The following is a 25857-nucleotide window of genomic DNA, read 5'->3' as shown; positions in this document are numbered from 1 at the left end:
TCTATATTGTCCTGTTTGAAGCGTCCTGGCTTGCCTATTTCTGGCCTACGAACCACTTCTGGAGCACCGAGATGCGGTTGCGCAGTTGCTTTTCGGAGGCCTGAGCTACGGGTGGTCCGCCGCTGATCGCGCGTAGCTTGTTGTGGATCTGGCCGTGAGGGATCCCGGTCTTGTTCGCATAGGCTGCAACTGACTTAGCCAGCTGCGTGCGCAGGTCCATGAGCTGCCGGTGATCCACCACTCCAGGCGCTTGTTGTTGCCCCGTCGACTTCCGCTTGCTCAGATGCTTGGCCTGCCGCTGACGCAGCAGCTCGCCGACCTGCTCGGCGTCCAGAAGCCCGGGGATGCCCAGGAAGTCGAGTTCTTCCTCGGAACCGACGCCTGCCCCCAATCCGAATTCGCCGCCGTCGTAGAGCACGCGGTCAAAGCTCGCATCCGATTCCAGAGCCTGGAACGTGCCGCGGTTCAGCTCGTTCGAGGCGCGCTCTTCACGGTTCGCGGCGGCAAGTTCTTCCTCGATTTCCTGCATCGTCTGGTCTTCGCCGCTCGTTGGGCGGTCGAGAGCGTGGTCTCGTTCGACCTCCATCTCGTTAGCGAGCAGCGTCAGAACAGGCACCGACGGCAAGAAAACACTCGCGACTTCGCCGCGTTTACGCGAACGCACAAAACGGCCGATCGCCTGAGCAAAGAACAGCGGCGTCGAGGTGCTCGTCGCGTAGACCCCGACCGCCAACCGCGGAACGTCAACACCCTCGGACACCATCCGGACCGCGACCATCCAGCGCTTTGTGTTCTCGGTGAAGTCCTCGATGCGTTTCGAGGCACCCGCATCATCGGAAAGCACAACCGTGGTCTTCTCGCCCGTGATCCGATCCAGGATCGCGGCATACGCCCGCGCAGTGTCCTGATCCGTCGCAATCACCAAGCCGCCCGCGTCTGGCACGCTACGGCGCACCTCCGTCAGGCGCTGGTCCGCGGCGCGAAGAACCTTCGGGATCCACTCCCCCTCAGGGTTCAACGCCGTACGCCACGCCGACTGCGTGATGTCCTTCGTCGCGGCCTCACCCAGCTGGGCTTCCATCTCTTCACCCGTTGAGGTGCGCCACCGCATCGACCCCGAATAGGCCATGAACATCACGGGGCGAACAACGTGATCCTTGAGCGCTTCGCCGTAACCATACGTGTAGTCGGCCTTCGAGCGGCGAATGCCCTCGTCGTCTTCGACGTATTCAACGAACGGGATCTGCGCGGTATCGGAACGGAACGGCGTACCCGTGAGCGAAAGCCTACGCACCGCGGGCTCGAACGCCTCCCGAATGCCGTCGCCCCAGCTCAGGGCGTCGCCAGCGTGGTGAACCTCGTCCAGGATCACGAGCGTCTTTCCCGCCTCAGTCCGCGCACGATGCAGCAGCGGCTTATTCGCGACCTGCGCGTACGTGACGGCAACACCAATGAAACCCCGGCCGTGGCGGCCATCGGAGTTTTTGAAGTTCGGGTCAATAGAAAGCCCGATGCGGCCCGCGGCGTCTGCCCACTGCGTCTTCAGATGCTCGGTTGGCGCTACCACGGTGATGCGGTTGATGGTGCCGCGCTCAACCAGCGTCTTGGCGACACGTAGCGCAAACGTCGTTTTACCAGCGCCGGGGGTCGCGACGGCCAGGAAATCCTTGTTCGGACTGTTGAAGAACGCTTCGAGAGCCTCAGCCTGCCACTGGCGCAGCTTCGGTGCCGTACCCCACGCCGCCCGTTCCGGGTACGCAGGTGGCATGTCCTCGCCCACGGAAAATAGGGCATCGGACATAAAAGCATCCCTCCACAATCACTTTTCGATCAAACACTTGCACTGCGCGAGCAAATACTTGCACTGAGTCATCAATCACGTGCACTGCGCTGTTAAACACTTGCTGGCACAACAGAGGCAACCGTGGCCCAGGGGCGCACGGTTGCCCGCGATGGGGTTGATTAGTCACCCATCATTGAATCGTAGACTTCCTTGCACTCTGGGCACACAGGGAACTTCTGCGGATCCCGGCCAGGAACCCAGACCTTACCGCACAACGCGATCACAGGCTCGCCCGTCATAGCGGACTCCATGATCTTGTCCTTCTGAACATAGTGCGCGAAGCGCTCGTGATCGCCCGGCTCCGACAACTGCTCCTGCAGCTGCCGATCCATGACGGCGGTACCGCCCGCCGACGGGGAACCACCCGTGGACGCAGGGTCGTTGGCAAAAGGATCGTTGATCGAACTCATGCCATCCATTCTAAGCCGAGCCGGCGGAGTCGCTCATGCGCGACTCCGCCGGCTCGGATGATTCATGCCACGTTCGGCGGCATCACGCGTTACGGATCACGGTCTGCATGAGCTCCGGAGTTGAACGGTCAAACCACTTGCCGCCCAGCCAGATGCCCAGCACGCAGACCCCAATGCCCCAGACGAGGTTGAACAGTGCCGAGACCACGGGCGGAACCACCGGCGTCCCATTCCACGAAGTGAGGAAGAACACCAACGTTGGCGCGAGCAGAACCAGAACCGCAGCGAGGTACAGCGTCTGCGTGATGAAGATCCGCATACCTGCGCCCTGCGGGGTTTGGAACGGCGATTCCCCTGGCTGCGGGACGGCGTAAACCCAACGCGCCGAAACGATCGACGAAAGCCCCAAAGCCACACCCAGGGCTGCGATGCCTGCCAGCAACGTCTCCACGATCATCTCTGGCCGCCCCATGATCGCCAGAGGCACAACCGCACCCACAACCACGGCGATCAACGACAACGGCGCAGCCGCGGCAACTCGCCCCAATCGATCCTGCCAACCACGCACACCCGTCAGAACGTGCGTGTGGAAGGCCGTCGAATCGTACGAAACATCTGCAGAAATGCTGAAGCCCATAATCGCCCCGACGAAAATAGCGGTGAGGTGCCCGCCAATCCCGGTCTCGACCTTCGTCAAAGGCATCACAACGCCAAAGATGACAATGATGACCGGTAGGAAAATGAGCGAAGCAGAATAGCGAGCGTCCCGCGTCCAATACACCAAAGCGCGGCCTGCGATAGCGCCCCACGGCGTCGCCGGCATCCGGCCGATCCAGCCAAGCCCCTTAGTCTCCTTGGCTGCCACGATCCGTGGTGGAGACACCGTCGCCTTCTCAACCACGCGAACATAGAGGACCCAGCACACGATGAGGCTTGCAAGCCCGATCACAGTAGAGATAACGCCGTGCACCACGTTGCCCGATGCGAACGCCCACACAGCTCCAAAGAACGCACCGAACGGCGTATACGAGCTCACCTCGGCCACAGTATTGAACATATCGAGCAAGCGCCCCGGATCTTCATCCGGTTTCAGCGTCGCGAGCGCCGGACCAATGAACATCACCGGAACGAACAGCACCACAGTGCCCAGCTCACGCACACCACGCTTAACTCCCACCGAGCTGAACCACGCCATAAAGGTTCGGCCATACAGCTGAGCCGCGAGCGCCGACAGAACACCAGCAACAAGCCCGGCCACGAGCCAGCCAACGCTCACTTTGAAAGCAAACGCGGCGATCAGCATGCACACCAGCGTGGCTAGGCCCGGAACGCCAATGAAACCAGCCAACAGCAAGCCCGGAGCGAGCGTTCGCGCTTTGATCGGAAACAACGCGAACCGTTGCGGATCCATCGAACCATCCATACCCGTGAAGAACGCGGGAACAACAGTCCACCCCAGAACCACGAGCGCGCCCAGGACCACCACGATCATCTGGGCGATCGGAAGCGCCCAGGGCTCCAACGAGGCCAGTGCCAACGCACCCATCACCAGCAGGAAACCCACATATAGAGCGCCCAGAATCACGCCCACTAACTGCCACTTATTGCGGACCAGGCCGTTGACGAACAGCCTCCACCGCAACTTAATCAGTTGTGCAACCAAGACAAACCCCCGTGCTCGCCTCGGCCACCCACCAGATCAACAAAGCGATCCTCAAGCGACATACCGCCACGCACATCGTCCACCGTGCCCGCAGCCTTCAACTCGCCCTGAGCAATCACCGCAACGTGCGAGCACATCCGCTGAACCAAATCCATAACGTGGCTCGAAATCAGAACCGTGCCGCCCTGCTCGACGTACGTGTTCAGAATGTCGCGAATGTTCGCGCTCGAAACCGGATCAACGGCCTCGAACGGCTCATCCAGAACCAAAACCTGCGGCGCATGAACCATCGCGCACGCCAACGCAACCTTCTTATGCATACCGGCCGAATAATCAACGACCTGCTTGTCAGCCGCGCCCTGCAGATCCATGACCCGCAGAAGGTCCTCAACCCGCTCATCGACCACCGCGGCATCCATGCCACGCAGACGACCCGTATACGTGATCAGCTGACGACCTGAAAGACGATCGAAAAGACGCATGCCATCCGCGAGAACACCCAGCTTCTGCTTAGCCACAAGCGGCTGCTCCCACACATCAACGCCGTGCACGTACGCATGGCCCATATCCGGGCGCAACAAGCCCGTCAGCATCGACAGCGTCGTCGTCTTACCGGCACCATTCGGGCCGACCAAACCGTAGAACGAGCCGCGTGGGACATCAAACGCGAATGGGTATACAGCGACCTTGTCCCCGAACGTCTTGCCTAAACCGCGGAAGCTCACCGCCGCCGTAGACGGATCGGCCAGCTGTTGCATGTGGTGGCTTTCAGGAGGGTTCTCCTGTGCTCTGTAATTCTGCGGTGTGTCGTTCTGATAGCTCTGGGGAGCTTGTTCGTTTCGGTCGTGGTTATGCGCGGGTTCGCTCGCGTTATGTGTCATAGAAAAATCCAAACACGCACGCTTAAACGATGCAAGCACCACGCCGTTGAGGGTGGTGCTTGCATCACGTAGCTGGCAGGATGCCGCGGTTCTCCTAAAACAAGCTCATCTAGAACAAGCTCATCGCGAGCTTGCGGCGGCCAGCTGCAACACGCGGATCGTTCTGTCCCACCGCGCTAAACAGCTCAACCAAATGCACGCGCGCGGTCTCCCTGTCATCGCCGTGGTGCGCACCGATGAAGCGGATCAAACGCAAGAAGGCGTCATCCACGTGCCCACCCACAACATCAAGATCAGCAACGTCGATCTGAGCCTGAACATCATCCGGACGGGAGGCTGCAGCGTCACGCACCGCCTGCGCATCAAAAGCAGAGACACGCTTCAACAGATCCACCCGATGCACGCCAGCCTCGGCCTCAGCATCAGCCGGGTTCTCCTCAACCGCACGCTCGTACAGAGCCCGCGCCGCATCGTACTCCCCCTGCGCAACCAGCGCATCAGCCTCAGCGAACCGCCCACCGGTGGCTTCAGCGCCGGCAGTGTTGATCGGAGGAACAGTGGACGCCATGCCCTGCTGAACAGCGACCTGCTGCAATTCCTGAAGAGCCGCAGCCATCTGCTCAGCATCGACCGGGCCAGCGAACAACGGCATCGGTCGGCCACCCAAGATCGCTAGCACCATCGGGACCTGCTGAATCTGCAGCGCCTGGGCAACCCGTGGCTGCTCATCGACATCCACAACACCCAGGATGAACTTGCCGGCCTGAGCCTCAACCGCATCGTCGACAACGCGAACCACCGCGTCAGCCGACTCGGAACGGGCCGAATACGCGACCATGAACGCCGGAACACGCGCGCTTAGCTGCGCGAACTCCTGAAGCGATTGCTCAGTAATGACCGTGGCCCACTGCCCCAGCGTCGCTTCCATGCCCGATGTGGCGGTGGCCTGATCAGACGCGGTTGCGTTTGCTGCATGCTGGGCCTGCTGACTTAAAGCCGACAGATCCACCGCACCAGCCGAAGACGCCGGAACAGCAGGCTCAACCTGACGCTCAGGTGCGCCCTGATCCTGGCCCATGCCTTGCGGCTCAAACGATGAGGAACTCATAGACAAGACGGAATCATCCTCTCAACGACACCCCGAAAGCACTGCATTCAACGGCTACGGAGCCCAGACAACTACTTCAGCTCAGCGCCAACCGGTACGTACGACATACCAACGATCTCTGCCGGCTTACCGTTCTTAATATTGATGACAACAGGGATCGTCAACCGGGCCTCGATCGGCTTCTCGGTTTCCTTCTCCCCAATAAACTCACGAATGAATCCGGCCAACGTCGTCTTGCCGCCGTCCTCTTCCGGAGTCATCGTCATGGTCTCCGTGATCGAACCGGAAACCATGACGCTGCCGTCAGGAAGCTTCACGGCGTTCGCGGACTTGGCATCAACCTTGTAGGACGTCGTGAACTTACCCTTGCCGTCGTCCTCGTAGCTCTTCTTCGTGTCCGCATTCGCTTTACGGAGCTGGTCCACCATCGACGACTTTGCAAACTTCTTCGCAGATCCGACTTCTCCTTCGCGAGCGCGGCAGCGAACTGCTTCAAAGCCTCGTCGGGCGACATCAGGCCATCCTTAGAATCGCCCGGAGCAACCACACTCACTTGCGGATCTCCTACAGCGATGCCTGGGAACGTTGCCTTTTCGACCATCGGAACGGCAGAGACAACCTTGTACTGCTCACGCGCGCTCGCCTGCTTGAGCGTCACGACGACCGGCAGATCCTTGTTGCTGTCTGTCGTCACCGCCATCACGGTGCGAGGGAACTCACGATCAACCGGAACAGCGGCTGTCACAACCTTGCTCGAAATCGGCGGAACAAGATTGTCATTCAGCTTGACCTTCTTCTTGAGCGCCGAGTACAGGTCTTTACGCAAGGTCAATGCCGCGCCATCGAAGCGATCCTCAAGCTTCTTAGCGTCGCGGTCCTTGTCACCCGTGGCGCCAACCTCGCTAGCATCCTTGATGATGCGCTCAAGCTGCGACGTAACCAAGACCGAGTAGGCCTCATCGTCAGAAGATTCCACCTCTGAAGGTGTCGACAACGCGACGGTATCCGATGACGGATCCGCCCAAGCCAACTGCGCAGGAACTGCAACACCCAAAGCAGCGCCGGCAGCAGCCAGACGCTTCCACAAACGTTGGCGAGGGGCCTGGCCACGGCGGCGGGCACCTGGCGCTTGGTCACCGTTATCGGCTACGGACTGCATACGCTGATCATCTTCAGGCTTCACAGCGCCACCCTCCTGCTGGGCCTCATCATCGACGGCCTCAACATCGATGACTTCCGTGTCATCGCCGTACGACTGCACGACAGGCATTCCGCCATCGAAATCGTTGTCGTTCGAGTCATCGTCGTTCGAGTCAGCGTCGTTCGATACATCCGCAACGTCATGCTCGGCCGCGGACTCCCCTGCGTCCGCAGGAACGGTCTCGTCCTCAGCCTCGACGTCCTCAGCTTCGGCATCGGCTTCCTCAGCTTCAGCGGGAGCTACGACCCCATGCATACGGTTCGAAACGATCGTGTCATCCGACTGCGGGACATACGGCTCGGTACCACCAAAATTAGGCAAACCAGCATGTTGCTCTTCCCCGCGAACGTCCTCTACCGCGTTCTCTTCGGATGCGTCGACGTCATCAGTACGCGCATTCTCTGGAGCAACCGCATCCGCAGTCACAACACCCGCGGCAGCGGCGCCAGAACCTGCTGCGGCCTGGCGTCCTTGGCGCGGACGCCTCTCGCCTACACCACTCTCACGCCGAGCCGCAGCGGCACGACGCGGAGACTCAGCTACGCGCCGCCCAGTGCGCTTCTTAGGACGCGACATCGCCAGAATCAGCGCAAGACCAAACAAGATGACGGCTGCAACGAACCACGGAGTCGCTTTAGACCACTTGACCGACGTCTCAGCCTCCGGGTTGTCCCACGTCACCACAAGATCCTTAGGAGCAGGCTCAGAGCCGTCCTTCATGACCATCAAAGCAATCGGCCCACGGATCTCCTCAGGCCAGGTCACATCCCAACGGCCGTCCTGCTCCGATTCTGAGATCCACAGATCAGAGCCTTTCGGGTTCGGCGCCTTCGCCTCGCCCTTTCTGTGCTCAACCTTGAACGTACGCTCATCAGTATCCACAGATTCGATGACGTTCACCGCCGAGGAGCCAGCCCAAGCATCGATATCCCACGGACGGGCAACAACAACAGTGAATTTGCTGCCCTCACCCAACTTGACCTCGGGATTCGATTCAGGAGCCAGATGAAGATCCGAAGAGATCATCGTGATAGGCGCGTCCGGGGTGTCCTGCGGAACTTCCGCGCTGAGGCGATCCTCGGGCGACCACCACGTCATAAGTCCAATACCGATGATGAGGCACACCACGCCTATCACCAGGGCTACCGTGCTGATAATTTTTCGCACTATAGGTCAATCATCCTCGTATCAGCCGCGGCGAAGCACGCCGCAGTTCGGTCAAGTCACATACGCAGACACAGCCGCGCATAGAAAGAGTCTAACGAGTCGATCTAGAGCCTGTCCGAAAATCACTTGAAACTTGGGTAATCTAGCCCACATGACGCCGCATCAAGACGAGACCTCACCCTCGGAGTCTGAAACCGTAAACATGCGCCCGCCTGGGATGCAACCCGATGATCTCCCGGAAGAAGTGCGTCTAGCTTCAGATGCCCGCGACGGAGACGCTGACGATGCGGATGAGGAATCAGCTGAAAGCGCAACGCTACACGCGGATAGCCGGGATGCATCCGACGGCGCATCATCTGTACAGGACACACATAAGCCCGCTGCGGCGTCTACGCCTGTAGCAACACGCTTCCGCAAGTTCGTACCTTCGTGGCTTGGCCGCGCCCTCACGACAACAGAAGCGCCCGATCGCCATATGCAAGAACCTGCGGGCGGCTTCACCGTCGATACGGATGCAACACTGCAGTCAGACCTTGACGACGCAGACGGGAAGCCAGCTGGTTCAGCTGTGGCTAGCACCCCCGTCAAAACGGGTTTCGGCCTTGCGGTAGGCGTAGCCATCGCAGTCATCGCTTGGCTCGTCCTCGCCGAACTGTCACAACTATTGACCTGGATCGCGTTGGCGATGTTCATCGCGCTCGGCCTCAACCCCATCGTTCGCTTCTTCGAATCGCGCGGTTGGCGTAGGTGGATCGGCGTGCTTGTGGTCGCCCTCGGCATGGTCGCGTTCATCGGCGGGTTCTTGAGCTTGCTGATCCCGGCGCTTATAACTCAGATCACCGAGCTGGCCCGCCGGGCTCCCACGATCCTCGATGGTGTCACGAACCATCCACTGGTCGAAAAACTCGATGCGCAGTTCCACGTCATCGACAAAGCTAATGAAGAAGTCAGGGCCTTCATCAATAGCCCCGACACACTCGCGAACGTGATCAACGCCGGCAACTTTGTGGGCCAGTTCTTCTTCGGAGCACTCATCGTCTTCGTTCTCGCGACCTATTTCCTGGCCTCGATGCCTCAGCTGAAACTGTTCGTCTACTCGTTCGCGCCGGCATCCAAGCGGGAACGCGTTGCTGTCCTGTCAGAGAACATCACCCGCTCCGTTGGTAACTACGTCATGGGGCAAGCCACGGTCGCTATCATCAACGCTTGTTTCTCATTCATTCTGATGACGATCTTCGGCGTCCCCTATTCGCTGTTGCTTGCGCTGTGTGTCGCGATGCTCGCGTTCATCCCGCTCGTCGGTGGCGTGACAGCGGGTGCGCTCGTCGTAATCGTAGATCTGTTCTCGTTGTCGTGGCAGTCGACTCTGCTGTACGCGATCCTCTACATCGTTTATCTACAGGTCGAGGCGTACTTCATCTCGCCAAAGATCATGTCGCGTGCAGTGAAGGTACCAGGTGCCGTGGTCGTGATTGCCGTGATCGCTGGTGGTGCGTTGTTCGGTGTCCTGGGTGCTCTGATGGCGATCCCGGTTGCGGCAGCGGCGATCACGCTGATCAAGGAAGTGTTCTTCCGCCGCCAAGATGCACGTTGACAACACAGATGCACGCTGATGGATGCAGAAACACGCTAGTGGAGTATCACGCCCGCTGATACGCGGTTTTAACGGCAACGCGGCGCGTGGTTATCCCAGCATTTGTTGTGCCAGTGGCGGCGGTCCGCTTCCACGTCTGCATCTGAGCGGGAGCCGTCGGCGCGCCATGCAACGACGTGAGCTACCCCGGGCGGGATCAGCTGGTCACAGCCTGGGCAGCGGTAGTGTTTCCCAGCACCGTAGCCAGGTACTGCTCGGACGTGCCATAGCCCGTCGCTGAACTCTTGGAGGGGTTCGTGGCCGTAGTGGAGCCATCCGGCACCCGCATCCAGATCCCATGCTCTCGTACGGACCGGGCGCGAACCCCGGGACGGCGCCGACTGACACGATCCCCCGCCGCGACGACTTGGCCCGCGTCCTTGCGGGGCACGGCGGTTCTTGCGTCCCAAGGTTCCCTTCCCTTCACGAGGCCCATCAAACAGTTAACACCCTACCCAGCTCCACGCATGCGCACCGGCTGGAGCTAAACTAGCCTGGATGCGACTTCTGATTGCTACATGCGCTGTTGATTACACTGGTCGGCTCAACGCCCACCTGCCGAAAGCCAAGCGGCTCATCATGGTCAAGGCTGATGGTTCGGTCCTGATTCATAACGATGGCGGCTCCTATAAGCCTCTCAACTGGATGAGCGCGCCGGTCACTACTCACGTGCAGGAACCCGATGACGTCGATGCTGCAGAAGGCGTCGAGTCGATGTGGATCGTCCGTAACGCTAAAACCGGAGATACGCTGACTATCCGCATCTATGAGGTCTTTTCTGATGAGTCGCACGAGTTCGGTGTGGACCCAGGGCTCATCAAGGATGGCGTCGAGGCTGATTTGCAGCGCCTTTTGGCTGAGCAGATCCACTTGATTGGCGAGGGCGCGGCTCTGGTGCGGCGTGAGTACATGACCGCTATCGGGCCGGTGGATATCCTCGCTCGCGATGCGAATGGCGGCTACGTTGCGATTGAGCTCAAGCGTCGCGGTGAGATCGATGGCGTGGAGCAGTTGACCCGCTATCTTGAGTTGATGAACCGCGACCCTCATTTGGCGCCTGTGCGCGGTATTTTCGCGGCGCAACTCATTAAGCCGCAGGCTCGTACGCTCGCTGAGGATCGGGACATTGAATGCTTGGTTCTTGATTACGAGGCGATGCGCGGCGTGGATGACGTCGAGTCACGGCTGTTCTAGACGTTAGGACTAGAACATAGGGCTTTAAACTGTTGGGGCTCCTCACCGGATTCGGTGAGGAGCCCCAACAGTTACGAGCAATCAGTTCGATGGCGATTGACGCCACGTCCCCATGCCAGCTACCGGCCCGGCTTCGACCCACGAGGCGAGGCCGGTGTAGTCTCCGTAGCTCATCGCGAGACGAAGTGATTCTTCCCGGTTTTTCAGGTTGACCACAACCCAGTCTGCCGGTAAACGGCCCCCAACGTTCTCGGATGGTTCCCAACCCAGAACTTCAATGTCCGGCCGTTGCAGCTTCATCACTGGGATGGGGCTCACCGAGAACAGGCGCAGTACGTCGAGCCTGTGGTCGCCGTACCTGCAGATGACTTTCGTCCATCGGTTCTGGTGGTTTTCCAGTGCACTCTTAAACGTGCCGAGGGTACGCCGCAACTGGTTGCGGCGTACCCCCATAGCAACGAAGTAGGCGCCGATCACCACAAGAACAAGAACTCCCAACAGGAGTAGCCCCTGTGCTATCGACATGGTGAATCAGGCTACGGTCGAGTCCACGAGCGACGCACGGTCAGCGACAATGGTGACTCGGTTCGAATCGACCGAGAAGAAGCCCCCAGCGGCCTGAATGTGGATGCGAGCGCCATCGACGGGCTCTACCTCCACGTCGCCGCTGGCAAGCAGAGCCATGAGTGGCGAGTGGGACGGCATGACACCGATCTCACCTTCCACCGTGGTTGCTTTCACGAAACGTGCCTCACCAGACCACACGTGGCGGTCTGCTGCGACAACTTCCACATCCAACGTAGCCATAATTACTTAGTGGCCTTTTCGATCTCGGCTGCCTGGCGGTGTACGTCTTCCATGTCACCACAGTTGAAGAACGCCTGCTCTGGCAGGTGGTCAACGTCGCCGTCTGCGATCATCTTGAAGCCTTCGATGGTGTCCTTGATTGGAACCGTCGAGCCTTCAACACCGGTGAACTGCAGAGCGGTGTAGGTGTTCTGGGACAGGAACTGCTGGATGCGACGTGCACGCGAAACGACGATCTTGTCCTCTTCGGAAAGCTCGTCGACACCGAGGATCGCGATGATGTCCTGGAGCTCCTTGTTCTTCTGGAGGATCTGCTTGACGCGGACTGCCGTGTCGTAGTGATCCTGACCCACGTACTGTGGGTCCAGAATGCGGGAGGTCGAGGTCAGCGGATCCACTGCTGGGTACAGACCACGGGAAGCAATCTCACGGGAGAGCTCGGTGGTTGCATCCAAGTGCGCGAACGTGGTTGCTGGCGCAGGGTCGGTGTAGTCATCCGCAGGGACGTAAATTGCCTGCATCGACGTAATCGAGTGACCGCGGGTCGAGGTAATGCGTTCCTGCAGCAGACCCATCTCGTCAGCGAGGTTCGGCTGGTAACCCACTGCGGAAGGCATACGACCGAGAAGGGTCGAAACCTCGGAACCTGCCTGGGTGAAGCGGAAGATGTTGTCGATGAAGAGCAGAACGTCCTGGTTCTGAACGTCACGGAAGTACTCCGCCATGGTCAGGCCGGTCAGCGCGACGCGCAGACGCGTGCCTGGTGGCTCGTCCATCTGGCCGAATACGAGGGCGGTGTCCTTGAGAACGCCTGCTTCCTCCATTTCGACCCAGAGGTCGTTACCCTCACGGGTACGCTCACCAACACCGGCGAATACCGAGGTACCACCGAAGTTGCGAGCAACACGGGTAATCATTTCCTGAATCAGAACGGTCTTACCAACACCAGCGCCACCGAACAGACCAATCTTTCCACCCTTGATGTAAGGGGTCAGAAGGTCAATAACCTTAATACCGGTTTCCAGCATCTCGGTTGCACCTTCAAGCTCTGCGAAGTGCGGAGGCTTGCGGTGGATCGGCCAGTGGGCGTCGGCCTTGATTTCGTCCTGTTCAACGTCGAGGGCTTCACCCAGAACGTTGAAGATGTGTCCCTTGACGCCGTCACCTACTGGGACGGAGATCGGAGCACCGGTGTCCTGAACGGTGGTGCCACGAACCAGACCATCGGTAGTCTGCAGGGAGATTGCACGTACGAGGTTGTCGCCCAGGTGCTGGGAGGTCTCGAACGTGATCTTGCGGGTTTCGCCTGCGAGGGTGACCTCACAGGTCAGTGCGTTGTAGATCGCTGGGATCGCGTCGGCCGGGAACTCGACGTCCACGACCGGACCGATCACGCGAGCGATGCGGCCGGTTGCGCCCGGCGTCGCGGTCGCTGCCGCTTCGGTAACTTGAGCAGTCATGTCTCTCACTTCGCTGTTATAGCTGGGGTGGTCTTCGGTTGAGGGGTCTTAGCCGCCGAGGGAATCGGCGCCTGCGACGATCTCCGTGAGCTCCTGCGTAATTTCTGCCTGGCGGGCGTTGTTACGCAGTCGCGTGTACTTCTCAATCAGTTCTTCTGCGTTGTCGCCTGCGTTCTTCATTGCACGCTGGCGAGCTGCAAGCTCGGACGCTGCAGCCTGCAACATGGCTGCGAAGATTCGAGAGTCGAGGTAGCGCGGGAGCAGTGCGTCGAGCACCTGCTCTGGTTCTGGCTCGTAGTCGTAGAGCGGAAGCAGCTCGGATTCGTCCTGAACTTCTTCTTCGACAACTTCGAGTGGAAGCAAACGCGTCACGTTTGGTTCCTGCGTCACCATCGACTTGAACTGGGTGTACACGAGGTGGATCTCGTCTACCCCACCGTTTTCGTATTCACGCTCGAAGGCCTCGAGCACGGCGGCGCCAATTTCCTGAGCAGTATCGAATACGGGTGCGTCAGTGTTACCTGTCCACACTCGCTTGTACTCGCGTCCGCGGAAGTCGTAGTACTGCTGCGCCTTGCGACCCACCAGGTACGCGTCCACTTCCTTGCCTTCTTCCTTGAGAGCCGTGATGAGCTCTTCCGCTTCCTTCATGATGGTTGCGGAGTAGGAACCGGCGAGACCGCGGTCGGAGGTGAAAACCACTACAGCGGAACGCTTAGCGGTCGCCTTCTCACGGGTCAGGACGTGGTCGATTTCGGACTGCGAGGATACGGCAGATACAGCGCGAGTGATCGCATTGGCATAAGGCAGGGCTGCGGTAACGGCGTTACGCGCCTTGGTAATGCGCGAGGTCGCGATCAGCTCCATCGCCTTGAAGATCTTCTTCATCGAAGATGTCGATGCGATCTTCTGGCGGTAAACCCGGATTTGGGCTCCCATGGATGTCCTTTCATGCCCCGCTGGTGGCGGGCGGCGAACCTTCGATGTCTCGGTGGTCCGCCGCCACCTTCAGCGGATGTGCGATCAGCGCTTCTGCTTGACGATCTGCTCCTGGTTGACGTCCTCGGCTGAGAGAGCATCGTGCTCTTCGTGCCCGGCAGTCACCAGGGTGTCGTGGCCTTCACCGAAGAAGCCACGCTTGAACTCACCGATAGCAGATTCGAGCTCTGCAACGGTGGAGTCCTCGAGCTTGCCAGTCTCAGCGATCGTGGTCAGGATCGAGGTGCGGTGGCGCAGGCTCTCCAGGAACTCAGACTCGAAGCGGTTGACGTCTTCGACTGGAACGTCGTCGAGGTAACCGTTGGTACCAGCCCAGATGGAGGCAACCTGCTCTGGCACGGAGTACGGCTTGTACTGGCCCTGCTTGAGCAGCTCCATGAGGCGTGCACCGCGGGTCAGCTGCTGGCGGGATGCAGCATCGAGGTCCGATGCGAACATCGCGAACGCCTGCATGTCGCGGTACTGTGCCAGGTCGAGCTTCAAGGTACCGGAAACCTTCTTCATTGCCTTGACCTGTGCCGCACCACCAACGCGGGAAACGGAAACACCCACGTCGACAGCTGGACGCTGGTTAGCGTTGAAGAGGTCGGACTGCAAGAAGATCTGACCGTCGGTAATGGAAATAACGTTCGTTGGAATGAACGCGGAGACGTCGTTTGCCTTGGTCTCAATGATCGGCAGACCGGTCATCGAGCCGGCACCCATCTCGTCCGAGAGCTTCGCGCAGCGCTCGAGGAGGCGGGAGTGCAGGTAGAAGACGTCACCTGGGTATGCTTCACGGCCCGGTGGGCGGCGCAGCAAGAGGGAAACGGAGCGGTATGCCTCAGCCTGCTTCGACAGGTCGTCGAAGATGATGAGGACGTGCTTGCCGCCGTACATCCAGTGCTGACCGATTGCGGAGCCAGCGTATGGTGCGAGGTACTTGAAACCTGCGGAGTCGGATGCTGGCGAAGCAACGATGGTGGTGTACTCCATCGCGCCATGCTCTTCTAGGGTCGACTTGACTGCTGCAATCGTGGATGCCTTCTGGCCGATTGCGACGTAGATGCAGCGAACCTGCTTGGTGACGTCACCCGATGCCCAGTTTTCCTTCTGGTTCAGGATGGTGTCGATCGCAATAGCGGTCTTACCGGTCTGGCGGTCACCAATGATCAGCTGACGCTGGCCACGGCCAACAGGGATCATTGCGTCGATCGCCTTGAGGCCGGTCTGCAGCGGCTCGTTAACCGACTGACGCTGGGTCACGGTTGGGGCCTGCAGCTCGAGTGCGCGGCGGCCTTCAGCCTTGATCTCGCCCTGATCGTCAATTGGCTGACCCAGCGGGTCAACTACGCGGCCGAGGAATTCGTCACCGACTGGTACGGAGAGAATCTCTCCGGTGCGGTGGACCTCCTGACCCTCTTCAATACCTTCAAAGTCACCCAGGACAACAACACCGATTTCGCGGCGGTCCAGGTTCTGGGCCAGGCCCAGGGTTCCGTCTTCAAAACGAACCAGTTCGTTCGCCATCACGGAGGGAAGACCCTCTACGTGGGCAATGCCGTCAGCTGCCGAGACAACGTGTCCGACCTCTACACGCTCTGCGGAATCCGGGGTGTAGGACTCTGCGAAGGTGTTGAGTGCGTTACGGACTTCCTCGGCATTGATGGTCAGCTCGGCCATCTGCCTCTCCCTGCTCTCTAGATTGGTGGTCCCTACCGGTTTCCTGCCGGTCGAAGGGACGTCATGCTTTTAAAACTACTCGGTTGCGGACTTAGCTTGCGAGCTTGCGGCGCAAATCTGCCAGGCGGCTAGCAGCGGTTGCGTCAACCACTTCATCGCCTACGACAATGCGAACGCCACCTACAACGGCCGGGTCGATCACTTCGTTGAGTCGAAGTTCGCGACCGTACATTGAGTTCAGCCCTGCCTGCAGTCGTTCGCGCTGCGAATCGGTCAGCGGACGGGTCACACTCACCGTAGCGATGAAACGCTGCTGCCGGTGTGCCGCGATTTCAGCGAAGCGCTCTACCAGTGCTGTAGGTCGCAAGCCGCGAGGGTGAGATACCGCCTGCGCCAGCAGTGTGCGGGTCACGTCAGATGCCTGTGGAACAAGCTTCTGCGCGAGCTCAACCTTCGCATCGACTGGCGCCTGCGGATCAGTGAGAGCCCATTGGAGCTCGTGATCGGAAGCGACCAGGTCAACGAAACCGAGCAGCTCGGTCTGGAGTTTGTCCAGTCCAGCGGCGCCGTCTGCCTTTTCGGCAACGGTCGTCGCGGTGATGGCGGCGACGAGTTCGAGGGTGTCGCCTAGGTCCCGCTCGGTGGAGAAGCGCGAGCGCGCCAGCCCCTCGAGGACCTCACGAGCCTTATCACCGATGCGCTCTCCGAAGAGGGTGCGCACCAGGCCAGCTCGGGCTTCCGGTTCCCGCGATGGGTCCGTCAGCGCACGGCGCAAAGCTGCATTCTCGTCGATGACGTTCAGAGCGCCGAAAAGGTCGGTCGCCCAGGAAAGCTCGGCGGTAGCGGCCGAAGACTCGAGTGCTGCCAGCGCGTTCGCCAGCGCCTCGTTCGTCGCAGTTGCCATTAGTTCGACGCCCCCTGCTGCTGTGCTTCGAGGTCAGCGAGGAAGCGGTCAACAACGCGCTGCGAGCGTGCGTCGTCTTCGAGTGCTTCACCGACGATCTTCGAAGCGAGGTCGGTTGCCAACGTGCCAACCTCAGTGCGGAGGGAGGCCTGAGCAGCAACGCGCTCTGCCTGGATGCTGGCGTGTGCCTGCTCGGTGATGCGTGCTGCATCTTCGGCGGCCTTAGCTTCATCTCAGCAAGGATCTGTGCACCCTCAGCGCGCGCTTCCTCACGGATGCGGTTTGCTTCGGTGCGGGCTTCCTGCAGCTGCTGCTGGTATTCAGCCTTTGCAGCCTCGGCTTCAGCCTGTGCAGCTTCTGCCTTCTGGATGCCACCTTCGATAGCTGCGGTGCGCTCTTCGAAGGTCTTCTCGAACATCGGGGTGGCTACCTTGCCGACGATGATCAGCAGAACCAGGAAGCCGACGAGGGTGACGAGCACCTCCCACCAGTTCGGCAGCAGCGGATTAGCGGCGCCGGCCGCGAGGATCACTGCGTTATCCATGTTTCACCCGTCTTTCTTGCGTAATGGTGCATCAGCGTGGTTTTCCCTTGTGCCTTGATAGCCCAAGGAGAAGTCACGCGATTAGTTCCAGACGAACGCGAAGACGAGACCCAGAATTGCAAGTGCCTCGGTAAATGCCAGGCCCATGAAGGCGAGTGGCTGCAGCTTGTTCTGGAGTTCCGGCTGGCGTGCGACACCCTGGATGAAGGCAGCGAACACGAGGCCCACGCCAATACCACCACCGATGGCGGAGAGACCGTAGCCGATGGCGTTGAGGTTTCCGGAGATCTGCATGATTTTCCTTTCACGGTGTCCGCGGTTTGTGAACTGGTTTAGGGATCCGCGGACAAGGGCGGATGGTCTTCCTTATAACGTCTCGCTATAAGGCAGTTTGTTGGTTGATGCTAGTGGGCTTCCGCGATCGAGCTCTGGATGTACACCGCGGTCAGCAGGGCAAAGACGTATGCCTGCAGAACCATGATGAAGATCTCGAAGAGGAACATACCTACTGCACCGATGAAGACGAGCACACCGAGTGGATATCCGTACCACTCACCCATCTTCAGGAACATGAAGTTCATCGCTGAGCCAGCAAGCGCAACGATCATGTGACCCGAAAGCATGGTCGCGAACAGACGCAGCGAGTGCGTCATTGGACGAACCAAGAACGTCGAAACGATCTCGATCGGGATCACAAGGAAATAGAAAGGCCACGGCACACCCGATGGCATGAGTGCGACCTTGAAGTAGCCAATCCCGTGGGTCTTGAAGCCCAGGTAAATCCAGTAGAGGTACACGATGCCGGCTAGCGCGTACGCTGTGCCGACGTGTGACGTGGTGGGCAGTTGGATGAAGGGCACAGCGCCCATCAGGTTGCTGACAAGGACAAACGCAAACAACGCCACGAGGAGTGGTGTGTACTTGCGGAATTCCTTTTCGCCGAGCATGTCACGGCCCACTGAGTTCCGGACGAAGGAGTAGAAGCCTTCACCGAAGAACTGGAAGCGGCCTGGAATCATCTGCCGCTTGCGTGCTGCAGCGACAAAGAACCACGAGAGGAGCAAAACAGTTAGCAGAACAACAAGCATCTGCTTACCAAAACCGGTGCCGTATTCGGCGCCCCACGGGATAATCTCCGGAAGGTGGAGGTCATCGATGGTTGGTGGGGTGAAACCGTCGGAACCGGCGGCTGTGGAAAGCGCAAGCGCGATCAACGCGTTTCCTCTCTAGAAGCTGTACGGCTGTCTCCGCACGAAACTCATCAGCGATGACATCGTGATGTTCGGAGACTCGTGCTGGGGTTTGGGTCTATTTCAGGCGTCCGGCTTCCCGGCGACGGTCCACGTGGTGACGCCATGCGATATAGAGCCCTGCCACGGCACCGAATCCGGCTCCTGCGAACAGCAACCAAGAACGGCCCAGGGCCATACCCGCGAACCATCCTATCAAACCAAAGGCGATGATCCCGCCCAAGAGGTAGGTGATGTATTCGCGTACTGGATGTTCCGCGGCATCTTGCGGCCCATAGCCGCGTTGTGTCGAATTGAGTTTCTTTTTTGCCATGTTTTCCACTCGCTAGTTGTAGACCCTTTGGCGGACTTTCATGAGCGTGACCATCTCTGCGGCCTGCCAGGCGATGAACGCCCCTACAGCGCCGGCGACAGCCCATCCACGTGAGAACCAGCTTTCATCCGGCTGGATGAGCAGCAGGAACCCGAATGCGATGACTTTGATGACGTACGTGATCATGAAGGCCGCGAGAACGGCGTCTGGTTTGGTTTTGCTGACAACGTGCGCCACAAGCAGTGAGATCGCGAAAAACACCATGACGACGACGGCCGCAGCGAACGCTGAAAAGCCACCTGGAAGGCCCGCGAAGATAGCGCCAAGAATCACGATGAGAACCGCTACCCCACCACCGGCTACCGCGGAATAACCCAGGACTTTGAGCCATGGGAACGAGGTCGAGTCCGAAGCTTCGGTAATGAGGTTCGGCTGAGGCTTCGTCATCTAGACGCGTCCCTTCCGTCGAATGTGTAGCTTCTTGTGTTCGGCTTCGGTCCGATGTGCGAGGCGGCGTCTAATCCACGGGTGGATCGTCAAGGTTCCTGCTCCAAGCAACAAGACAGCCCATATCGGCAACATAATGCCGGCCGGCAGACGGTTGATCAGGATCGCACCGAATGCGACGATCGCGCTCCACAAATACAGAAGCAAGACTGCGCCGCGGTGGGTGTAGCCACCGTCGATGAGGCGGTGGTGCAGATGGCCGCGGTCGGCTGTAAACGGTGAGCGGCCTCGTGCGGCACGCCGCAAAACCGAGAGGAACAAGTCAACCAGCGGTAGTGCGATCACCGCGATCGGCAACACGATCGGCATGTAGGCCGGGATGTTGCGGAACCGTTCACCGTCGAGCGCACGCAGGTCAGCGGTGACCACGATCGTCGCGACCGACATGACAAGGCCGATCATCATCGCGCCCGACTCACCCATGAAGATCTTGGCGGGGTTGAAGTTGTGGATCAAGAACCCTAGCGATGATCCGAGCAGGATCGCCATCAAGAGGGCGCCGAGGTTCGCGTGATCGTATTGGTTGACCTGCCGCGCAAGCATGTAGCAATAGACGAAGAAAGCACTCGCACCGATCGCCGCGGTTCCAGCGGCCAGACCGTCGAGGCCATCAACAAAGTTGATCGCGTTCATCGTCATGATCATCAGGAACATCGCGGCACCGATCTGCCACACGACCGAGTCGATCTGAACCCATCCGACAGGCAGGACCTCAAGCCGAACACCTGAAACCGCCATGATGAGCGAGGCCGCGAGCTGACCGATCAGCTTGTAATACCAGCGCAGCTCGTAGAGGTCGTCTGCGACCCCTACGATCAAGATCACGATGAAAGCTAAAGCCAACCCGGCGACCACATCGGGCCGGATGAAAACGCCGGTCAGAAACGGTGCTTGAGTCGAAGCCGCCAGCGCAACCAGGAACGCGACGATCATCGAAACGCCGCCGAGTTTAGGGATTTTCTCGGAGTGGACGTCGCGGGCACGCACCGGGATGTCCGCCATGGTGCGTTTACCTATCGCGCGTAAAATTGGTGTGAGCGTCGCGGAAGTCACGAACGCTAGCGCAGCGAGCAGAAGGTAGACCCTCATTGTTCGAGCGTCTCCCCTGGTTCGTGTTCGCCCGCATCTGGCGTGTCCGGCTCGGTTTGCGGAGCAGGGTTGCCGTCGATGTCGAGGATGGTCTGGTCGGCTTCTCGTAGCTTCTCGACGCTGATGGCTCCTGCACGGACGACGCGCGGCGGCGTCACGGTGTAGTCAACGATGGTCGACGGCGGAGCCGGCTCGCTAGGTGCAGCATCAGTGGATGCTGGCTCGGTTTCGGTCTGCGGGGCACCTTCGAGGTAGACGGCAACCGAATCTCCAAGCATGTCGTGTGCTTGGTGTGCGCTCATCGCGGCAGGCATCCCGGAGCGGTTGGCGCTCGAAACAGCGAGCGGGCCCGTCTGTGACAAAAGTTCAAGGGCATCTGGATGGTCCGGCATGCGCAGCGCGACGGTCCCCCGGGTTTCACCGAGGTCCCACGTCAGCGAGGGTTGCGCCATCAAAATCAAAGTCAGCGCTCCGGGCCAAAACGTCTCGGCGAGAGCCACGGCGCCTTCGGGGACCTCCGTTGCGAGCCCCTGGAGGGTTTCTGGACGCGGGATGAGAACAGGTGGCGGCATGTGCCGACCTCGGCCTTTTGCCGCCAGAAGGGTCGCGACCGCTTGCGGGCTGAACGCGTCTGCCGCGACACCGTAGACCGTGTCAGTGGGCATGACGACCAGACCCCTAGCACCGAGCGTTTCGGTTGCTCGCGCGATACCGTCAGCGCGCTCTTGAGGGTCAGTCAGATCGTATGTAGTGCTCACGCTTCCTATTCTTTCATTCCCGCGGCTTATTCGTTCAGATGTTGCTTCCGCCTCGGTGCGCCACATGATGGTGATGCGGTCCCGGCCCGTGAGGTCGGCTAGTGTCTGCGTGCGGTTGAAGGCTCCAGTCGCGATAGCGGCAGACCTCAGCTGGGCGCCTTGTTCTTCAGCGTGTTCCATGATCACCACACCTCCACCGCGTACAGCGCGGGCCGCAAGCTGGATCACTGCGAATGGGAAGCTCAACCCGTCTCCCCCTCCCCCATATAACGCGGTGTGGGGGTCGAAGTGTTGTGTTTCGACGTCGCTGATCGGTGATGCATCAGGAACATATGGCGGATTGACACACACCATGTCCAGGGATGCCGGCTTGTCTGCGTAGTGCTCGAAAACATCGGCTTCTATGAGCTCAACACCTGTTCCCGCCAGGTTCCTGCGGGCGTAGGTCGCAGCTTCAGCGCTCGCTTCCACCGCTTCAATGCTGAAGAGCGTTTCGGAATCCACTGACGAACCACGTACCGCATCGGCCGCATTGACCGCATCGGCCGCGTGAGTAGCCAACGCCGCAGCGATCGCTCCCGACCCTGTGCACCAGTCGGCAATCCGAACCCGTTGCGAAGCGCACGTCGCAGCCACCGCCGGCAACAGCTTCAACGCGTGTTCGACCAACACTTCGGTCTCCGGGCGAGGAACGAAAACACCCGGACCCACTTCCAGATCGAGCCCATAAAAGCCTGCGGAACCCACAATGTGTTGCAACGGTTCGCGGCTACAACGCCGCTCAACCAACTGCTCAAATCCTGCCGGTGTAGGAGCTCCGCGAAGCGAAGCGGCCATCAGCTCGCCACGCGAAACACCGATCGCGTGCGCGGCGAGCCACTGCGCATCGACAGCTGGCAACGACACCCCGGCCTCTGCGAGCCGGGCACTCGCCCACCCGAGCGCAGCGCGCAGATCCAAAGGCGCAGCTCCCACATCGGGAGGAACAGCCCCCGCGTCGGAAGGAACAGGCATATCGGCAGGCTCCGGGCTTTTTATTTACCTTCGCCCACGTGGGCTAGGCGTTCGGCTTCATCCATTTCAATGCAGGAATCGATGACGGCCTGCAGCTCGCCATCGAGCACAGCATCGAGGTTGTAGGCCTTGTAGCCGGTGCGGTGGTCCGCGATGCGGTTCTCCGGGAAGTTGTAGGTGCGGATGCGCTCGGAACGGTCCATGGTGCGGACCTGGGAACGGCGCTGATCGGCTTGTTCGGCTTCGATCTGCTCCTGCTGGTGCGCAAGCAGGCGCGAACGCAGAACACGCATCGCGGCGGCGCGGTTCTGGATCTGCGACTTCTCGTTCTGCATCGCAACCACGATGCCGGTTGGCAAGTGCGTGATGCGTACGGCGGAGTCGGTCGTGTTAACGGACTGACCGCCCGGGCCGGAGGAACGGTAGACGTCGATCTTGAGATCGTTATCGTGGATCTCGATCTCTTCAGGTTCATCGACTTCCGGGAACACCAGAACGCCTGCCGCCGAGGTGTGAACACGGCCCTGAGATTCGGTCACAGGAACGCGCTGAACGCGGTGAACGCCACCTTCGAACTTGAGTGCGGCGTACACACCTTCGGCTGGCTCGCTGCCGGTGCCCTTGATCGCAACCTGCGCGTCTTTATAGCCGCCCAGATCGGATTCGGTAGCTGAGAGCATTTCGGTCTTCCAGCCACGGTTTTCCGCATAACGGATGTACATGCGCAGCAAGTCGCCAGCGAACAGAGCGGCTTCCTCGCCGCCTTCGCCGCCCTTGACCTCGAGGATCGCGTCACGGCCATCGTTAGGGTCACGCGGGATCAACAAACGACGCAACTTCTCTTCGAGCTCCGGGATCTGCGCCTCGAGCTCTTTCGCCTCCGCCGCGAACTCTTCGTCAAGTTCAGCCATCTCGGCAGCGGCCTCGTGGTCTTCACGAGCCTGCTCAAGCTTGTTGTGGGTCTCGACGATGGGGCGCAGCTCAGCCGAACGGCGGCCTAGCTTACGCGCCATCCCCTGATCCGAATACACGTCCGGGTCAGAAAGCCGCTTCTGCAACTGCTCATATTCGTCCAGGATCGCTTGGATCGGGTCGTTCGTTTCACTCATCTTGTTTCCTACGTTCGTCGGCTCGCGGTGGTCGGCTCTAAAACACCAGGTCTCAGAACACCAGGTCTTTGTACACCAGGGTAGAACAAACGCTCCTTGTGGGAGGCACGTCGGGTGCCTCCCACAAGGAGCGTTGTTATGCGGCTACTTGCCGTCCAGAGTGGTGCGGTTGACCACCATCAGGAATTCCGCGTTCGATGCGGTTTCCTTGATCTTGGTCGTCAGAAGTTCGAGTGCCTGCTGCGGTTCGAGGCTCGAAAGCACGCGGCGCAGACGCCACATGATCTTGAGTTCCTCAGGCGAAAGCAGGTTCTCTTCGCGGCGGGTCGAGGAAGCGTTGACGTCCACGGCTGGGAAGATGCGCTTCTCGGCGAGGCTGCGCGAGAGACGCAGCTCCATGTTGCCGGTTCCCTTGAACTCTTCGAAAATGACCTCGTCCATCTTGGAGCCGGTCTCGACCAGGGCGGTCGCGAGGATCGTGAGCGATCCACCGTTTTCGATGTTGCGTGCGGCACCGAAGAAACGCTTCGGCGGGTACAGCGCTGCCGCGTCGACACCACCGGAGAGGATACGGCCCGATGCTGGTGCGGCCTGGTTGTAGGCGCGGCCCAAGCGGGTCATCGAGTCCAGAAGAACCACGACGTCGCGACCCTGCTCAACGAGACGCTTGGCACGCTCGATCGCGAGTTCAGCAACGGTCGTGTGGTCTTCAGCAGGGCGGTCGAACGTCGAAGCGATCACTTCGCCGTCCACGGTGCGCTGCATGTCGGTCACTTCTTCAGGGCGCTCGTCAACAAGAACCATCATGAGGTGAACCTCAGGGTTGTTCTTCTTGATCGAGTCAGCGATCGACTGAAGGATCATCGTCTTACCGGCCTTCGGCGGGGAAACGATGAGGCCACGCTGGCCCTTACCGATCGGTGCAACGAGGTCAATGATGCGCGGACCAACCGACTTGGCGCCGGATTCGAGACGCAGGCGCTCCTCCGGGTAGAGAGGAACGAGCTTGTTGAAGTTCACGCGCTCCTTGTTCTCATCAGCTGGCACACCGTTGACGGTCGCGAGCTTGATGAGCGGCGTGTAGCGGTTGCGCCGGTTGTTGCCGTTGTTGCCCTCGTTGCTGTTTTCATCGTCACGTGGGGCACGGATAGCGCCGACGACGGCGTCACCCTTGCGCAGGTTGTACTGGCGGACCTGCTTCATGGTCACGTACACATCGTTCGGGCCAGGCAGGTAGCCGGAGGTCCGGATGAACGCGTAGTTGTCCAGGACGTCGAGGATGCCCGCGACTGGCGCGAGAACGTCGTCCTCGGTCAGCTCGGTGTCCTCAACCTCGATCTGGTTGCGGCCACGGTTACGACGGTTGTTGCGCTGGCGGTCACGGCGGTTGTTGCGCTGATCGTCGTTGTTGTTGTCGCGGTTACGGTTGCGACGGTTGCGCTGGTTACGGAAACCGCGGTCATCAGATTCCTCGTTGGAATCGTCTTGGCCGTCGTTGTGTTCGCGGTCGCGGTCGCGGTCGCGTCCGCGGCGGTTGCGGCGGTTGCGCTGATTGCGGGTTTCGCGGCGGTTACGGCCGCCCTCGTTGTTCGAGTCCTCGGACGAACCGTCACCAGATTCGTTCTCGTTCTGGTGCTTCTCGGAGTGGCTCTTCTCGTCACGAGGCTTGTCCCCGTCGCGGGACTTGTCACCGTCGCGGGATGAGGAGTCCTCGCCAGCGTGCTTCTCCCCCTTCGAAGGGGCGCCAGCTGGAGCCGCAGACGAGCGGCGACGACGGCCACGACCAGAACGTGCGGACTCATCAGCAGAGTCGGCGTCCTGAGCTGAAGCATCGGACTTCTTTGCGGAAGTGGACTCACCCTCAGAAGCGTCAGCCTTGGCGGCGCGATCCTTCTCGGAGTCCTTCTTCTGAGTCTCGTTCTTAGCTTCCTGCCCGGCCTTTTGAGCCTTCTGGGCTTCTTCCTTCTTCTTAGCGGCCTCACGGTCAGCTACGGCACCGCCGCGCTGATGATCCTGAATCTTGGCCACCAGGTCAGCCTTACGGAGGCGACGAGCACCAGTGATACCCAGCTGCGAAGCCAATTCTTGAAGCTGAGCCAACTTCAAGGAAGCAAGACCTCCAGAAGCCTTCTTCGCTGGAGCCTTAGCTTTCGTTTCAGTCTGCTCAACAGATGCGCCGGTGTTCTCGGCGGTGGTTTGGGACACGAAGGTTCCTTCCCCTCGTCACATGCACACTTCACGCAGTTCGCTTTTCGAAGCTGTGCTTATTGGGAAAAATGTGGTCATACTGGACCCCAGAAATGAAGGTCACAGCAAAGGGAATCACACAAGACACATCACC

General features: G+C 60.0%; 23 protein-coding genes and 1 pseudogene. 2 read left to right on the top strand and 22 right to left on the bottom strand.

The genetic code is table 11. The annotated features are described in order from the left end of the window. Positions 1–34: 34 nt before the first annotated feature. From CAY35_RS03860 to CAY35_RS03830, 7 genes are all read right to left on the bottom strand, one after another. Positions 35–1801, bottom strand: a complete 1767-nt coding sequence (locus tag CAY35_RS03860) for a DEAD/DEAH box helicase (RefSeq protein WP_109303393.1) — start codon at positions 1799–1801, stop codon at positions 35–37. Positions 1802–1962: 161 nt separating this feature from the next. Then, a complete protein-coding gene (locus CAY35_RS03855; RefSeq protein WP_375231747.1) occupies positions 1963–2262 on the bottom strand; it encodes a DUF3039 domain-containing protein in 300 nt (99 codons plus the stop codon). Between the two features lie 73 nt (positions 2263–2335). After that, positions 2336–3916, bottom strand: a complete 1581-nt coding sequence (locus CAY35_RS03850) for a hypothetical protein (protein WP_146191914.1) — start codon at positions 3914–3916, stop codon at positions 2336–2338. Continuing rightward, positions 3901–4674 carry an ABC transporter ATP-binding protein gene (locus CAY35_RS03845; protein ID WP_109303390.1) on the bottom strand — a complete coding sequence of 258 codons (774 nt, stop codon included), beginning with the start codon at positions 4672–4674 and terminating at the stop codon, positions 3901–3903. Before CAY35_RS03845 ends, CAY35_RS03850 begins: the two co-directional genes overlap by 16 nt. 232 nt (positions 4675–4906) lie before the next feature. Beyond that, a complete protein-coding gene (locus tag CAY35_RS03840) occupies positions 4907–5905 on the bottom strand; it encodes a tetratricopeptide repeat protein (protein ID WP_109303389.1) in 999 nt (332 codons plus the stop codon). A gap of 71 nt (positions 5906–5976) precedes the next feature. Beyond that, on the bottom strand, positions 5977–6333 hold the full coding sequence (locus CAY35_RS03835) for a hypothetical protein (protein ID WP_146191913.1): 357 nt from the start codon (positions 6331–6333) through the stop codon (positions 5977–5979). Beyond that, positions 6219–8273, bottom strand: coding sequence for a hypothetical protein (locus CAY35_RS03830; RefSeq protein ID WP_146191912.1), 2055 nt, complete (start codon positions 8271–8273; stop codon positions 6219–6221). The genes CAY35_RS03835 and CAY35_RS03830 overlap by 115 nt, the downstream gene beginning before the upstream one ends. A gap of 151 nt (positions 8274–8424) precedes the next feature. Here CAY35_RS03830 and CAY35_RS03825 point away from each other — a divergent pair, with 151 nt between their 5' ends. Continuing rightward, entirely contained in the window at positions 8425–9867 is a 1443-nt protein-coding gene (locus CAY35_RS03825) for an AI-2E family transporter (RefSeq protein ID WP_109303386.1), read from the top strand. Positions 9868–10404: 537 nt separating this feature from the next. Beyond that, on the top strand, positions 10405–11100 hold the full coding sequence (gene nucS, locus CAY35_RS03815) for an endonuclease NucS (protein WP_109303385.1): 696 nt from the start codon (positions 10405–10407) through the stop codon (positions 11098–11100). 81 nt (positions 11101–11181) lie between these two features. On the opposite strand, the gene CAY35_RS03810 is transcribed toward nucS, so the two are convergent. The 15 genes and pseudogenes from CAY35_RS03810 to rho all read right to left on the bottom strand — a co-directional run bounded on the left by CAY35_RS03810 (position 11182) and on the right by rho (position 25721). Next, positions 11182–11625, bottom strand: coding sequence for a DUF2550 family protein (locus CAY35_RS03810; protein WP_109303384.1), 444 nt, complete (start codon positions 11623–11625; stop codon positions 11182–11184). 6 nt (positions 11626–11631) lie between these two features. Beyond that, entirely contained in the window at positions 11632–11907 is a 276-nt protein-coding gene (locus CAY35_RS03805; protein WP_109303383.1) for a F0F1 ATP synthase subunit epsilon, read from the bottom strand. Positions 11908–11909: 2 nt separating this feature from the next. Further along, positions 11910–13367 carry a F0F1 ATP synthase subunit beta gene (gene atpD, locus CAY35_RS03800; protein ID WP_101629512.1) on the bottom strand — a complete coding sequence of 486 codons (1458 nt, stop codon included), beginning with the start codon at positions 13365–13367 and terminating at the stop codon, positions 11910–11912. 48 nt (positions 13368–13415) lie between these two features. Beyond that, on the bottom strand, positions 13416–14306 hold the full coding sequence (locus CAY35_RS03795) for a F0F1 ATP synthase subunit gamma (protein WP_101629513.1): 891 nt from the start codon (positions 14304–14306) through the stop codon (positions 13416–13418). An 84-nt stretch (positions 14307–14390) separates the two neighbouring features. Continuing rightward, positions 14391–16028 (bottom strand): F0F1 ATP synthase subunit alpha, encoded by a 1638-nt coding sequence (atpA, locus tag CAY35_RS03790; protein ID WP_109303382.1) that lies wholly within the window; start codon positions 16026–16028, stop codon positions 14391–14393. Between the two features lie 91 nt (positions 16029–16119). Next, entirely contained in the window at positions 16120–16932 is an 813-nt protein-coding gene (locus CAY35_RS03785) for a F0F1 ATP synthase subunit delta (RefSeq protein WP_101629515.1), read from the bottom strand. After that, positions 16932–17476, bottom strand: a pseudogene (locus CAY35_RS03780) (F0F1 ATP synthase subunit B). The gene CAY35_RS03785 and the pseudogene CAY35_RS03780 overlap by 1 nt, the downstream one beginning before the upstream one ends. An 81-nt stretch (positions 17477–17557) precedes the next feature. Next, positions 17558–17770 (bottom strand): ATP synthase F0 subunit C, encoded by a 213-nt coding sequence (gene atpE / locus CAY35_RS03775; RefSeq protein WP_035754591.1) that lies wholly within the window; start codon positions 17768–17770, stop codon positions 17558–17560. Between the two features lie 110 nt (positions 17771–17880). Beyond that, positions 17881–18690: a F0F1 ATP synthase subunit A gene (gene atpB / locus CAY35_RS03770; protein ID WP_101629517.1), complete on the bottom strand. Its 810-nt coding sequence runs from the start codon at positions 18688–18690 to the stop codon at positions 17881–17883. 94 nt (positions 18691–18784) lie between these two features. Next, entirely contained in the window at positions 18785–19039 is a 255-nt protein-coding gene (locus CAY35_RS03765) for a hypothetical protein (RefSeq protein ID WP_101629518.1), read from the bottom strand. A gap of 12 nt (positions 19040–19051) precedes the next feature. Beyond that, positions 19052–19486, bottom strand: a complete 435-nt coding sequence (locus tag CAY35_RS03760; protein ID WP_101629519.1) for a hypothetical protein — start codon at positions 19484–19486, stop codon at positions 19052–19054. Further along, on the bottom strand, positions 19487–20635 hold the full coding sequence (locus tag CAY35_RS03755) for an MraY family glycosyltransferase (protein WP_109303380.1): 1149 nt from the start codon (positions 20633–20635) through the stop codon (positions 19487–19489). Continuing rightward, entirely contained in the window at positions 20632–22407 is a 1776-nt protein-coding gene (gene prmC / locus CAY35_RS09950) for a peptide chain release factor N(5)-glutamine methyltransferase (RefSeq protein ID WP_109303379.1), read from the bottom strand. Before prmC ends, CAY35_RS03755 begins: the two co-directional genes overlap by 4 nt. A gap of 20 nt (positions 22408–22427) precedes the next feature. After that, a complete protein-coding gene (gene prfA / locus CAY35_RS03745; RefSeq protein ID WP_109303378.1) occupies positions 22428–23516 on the bottom strand; it encodes a peptide chain release factor 1 in 1089 nt (362 codons plus the stop codon). A 144-nt stretch (positions 23517–23660) separates the two neighbouring features. Next, a complete protein-coding gene (gene rho / locus CAY35_RS03740) occupies positions 23661–25721 on the bottom strand; it encodes a transcription termination factor Rho (protein ID WP_109303377.1) in 2061 nt (686 codons plus the stop codon). Between the last annotated feature and the right edge of the window lie 136 nt (positions 25722–25857).

The organism is Pseudoglutamicibacter cumminsii, assembly GCF_003143995.1.
GTDB lineage: Bacteria > Actinomycetota > Actinomycetes > Actinomycetales > Micrococcaceae > Pseudoglutamicibacter > Pseudoglutamicibacter cumminsii_B.
This window is presented reverse-complemented; position numbering and strand designations above follow the sequence as displayed.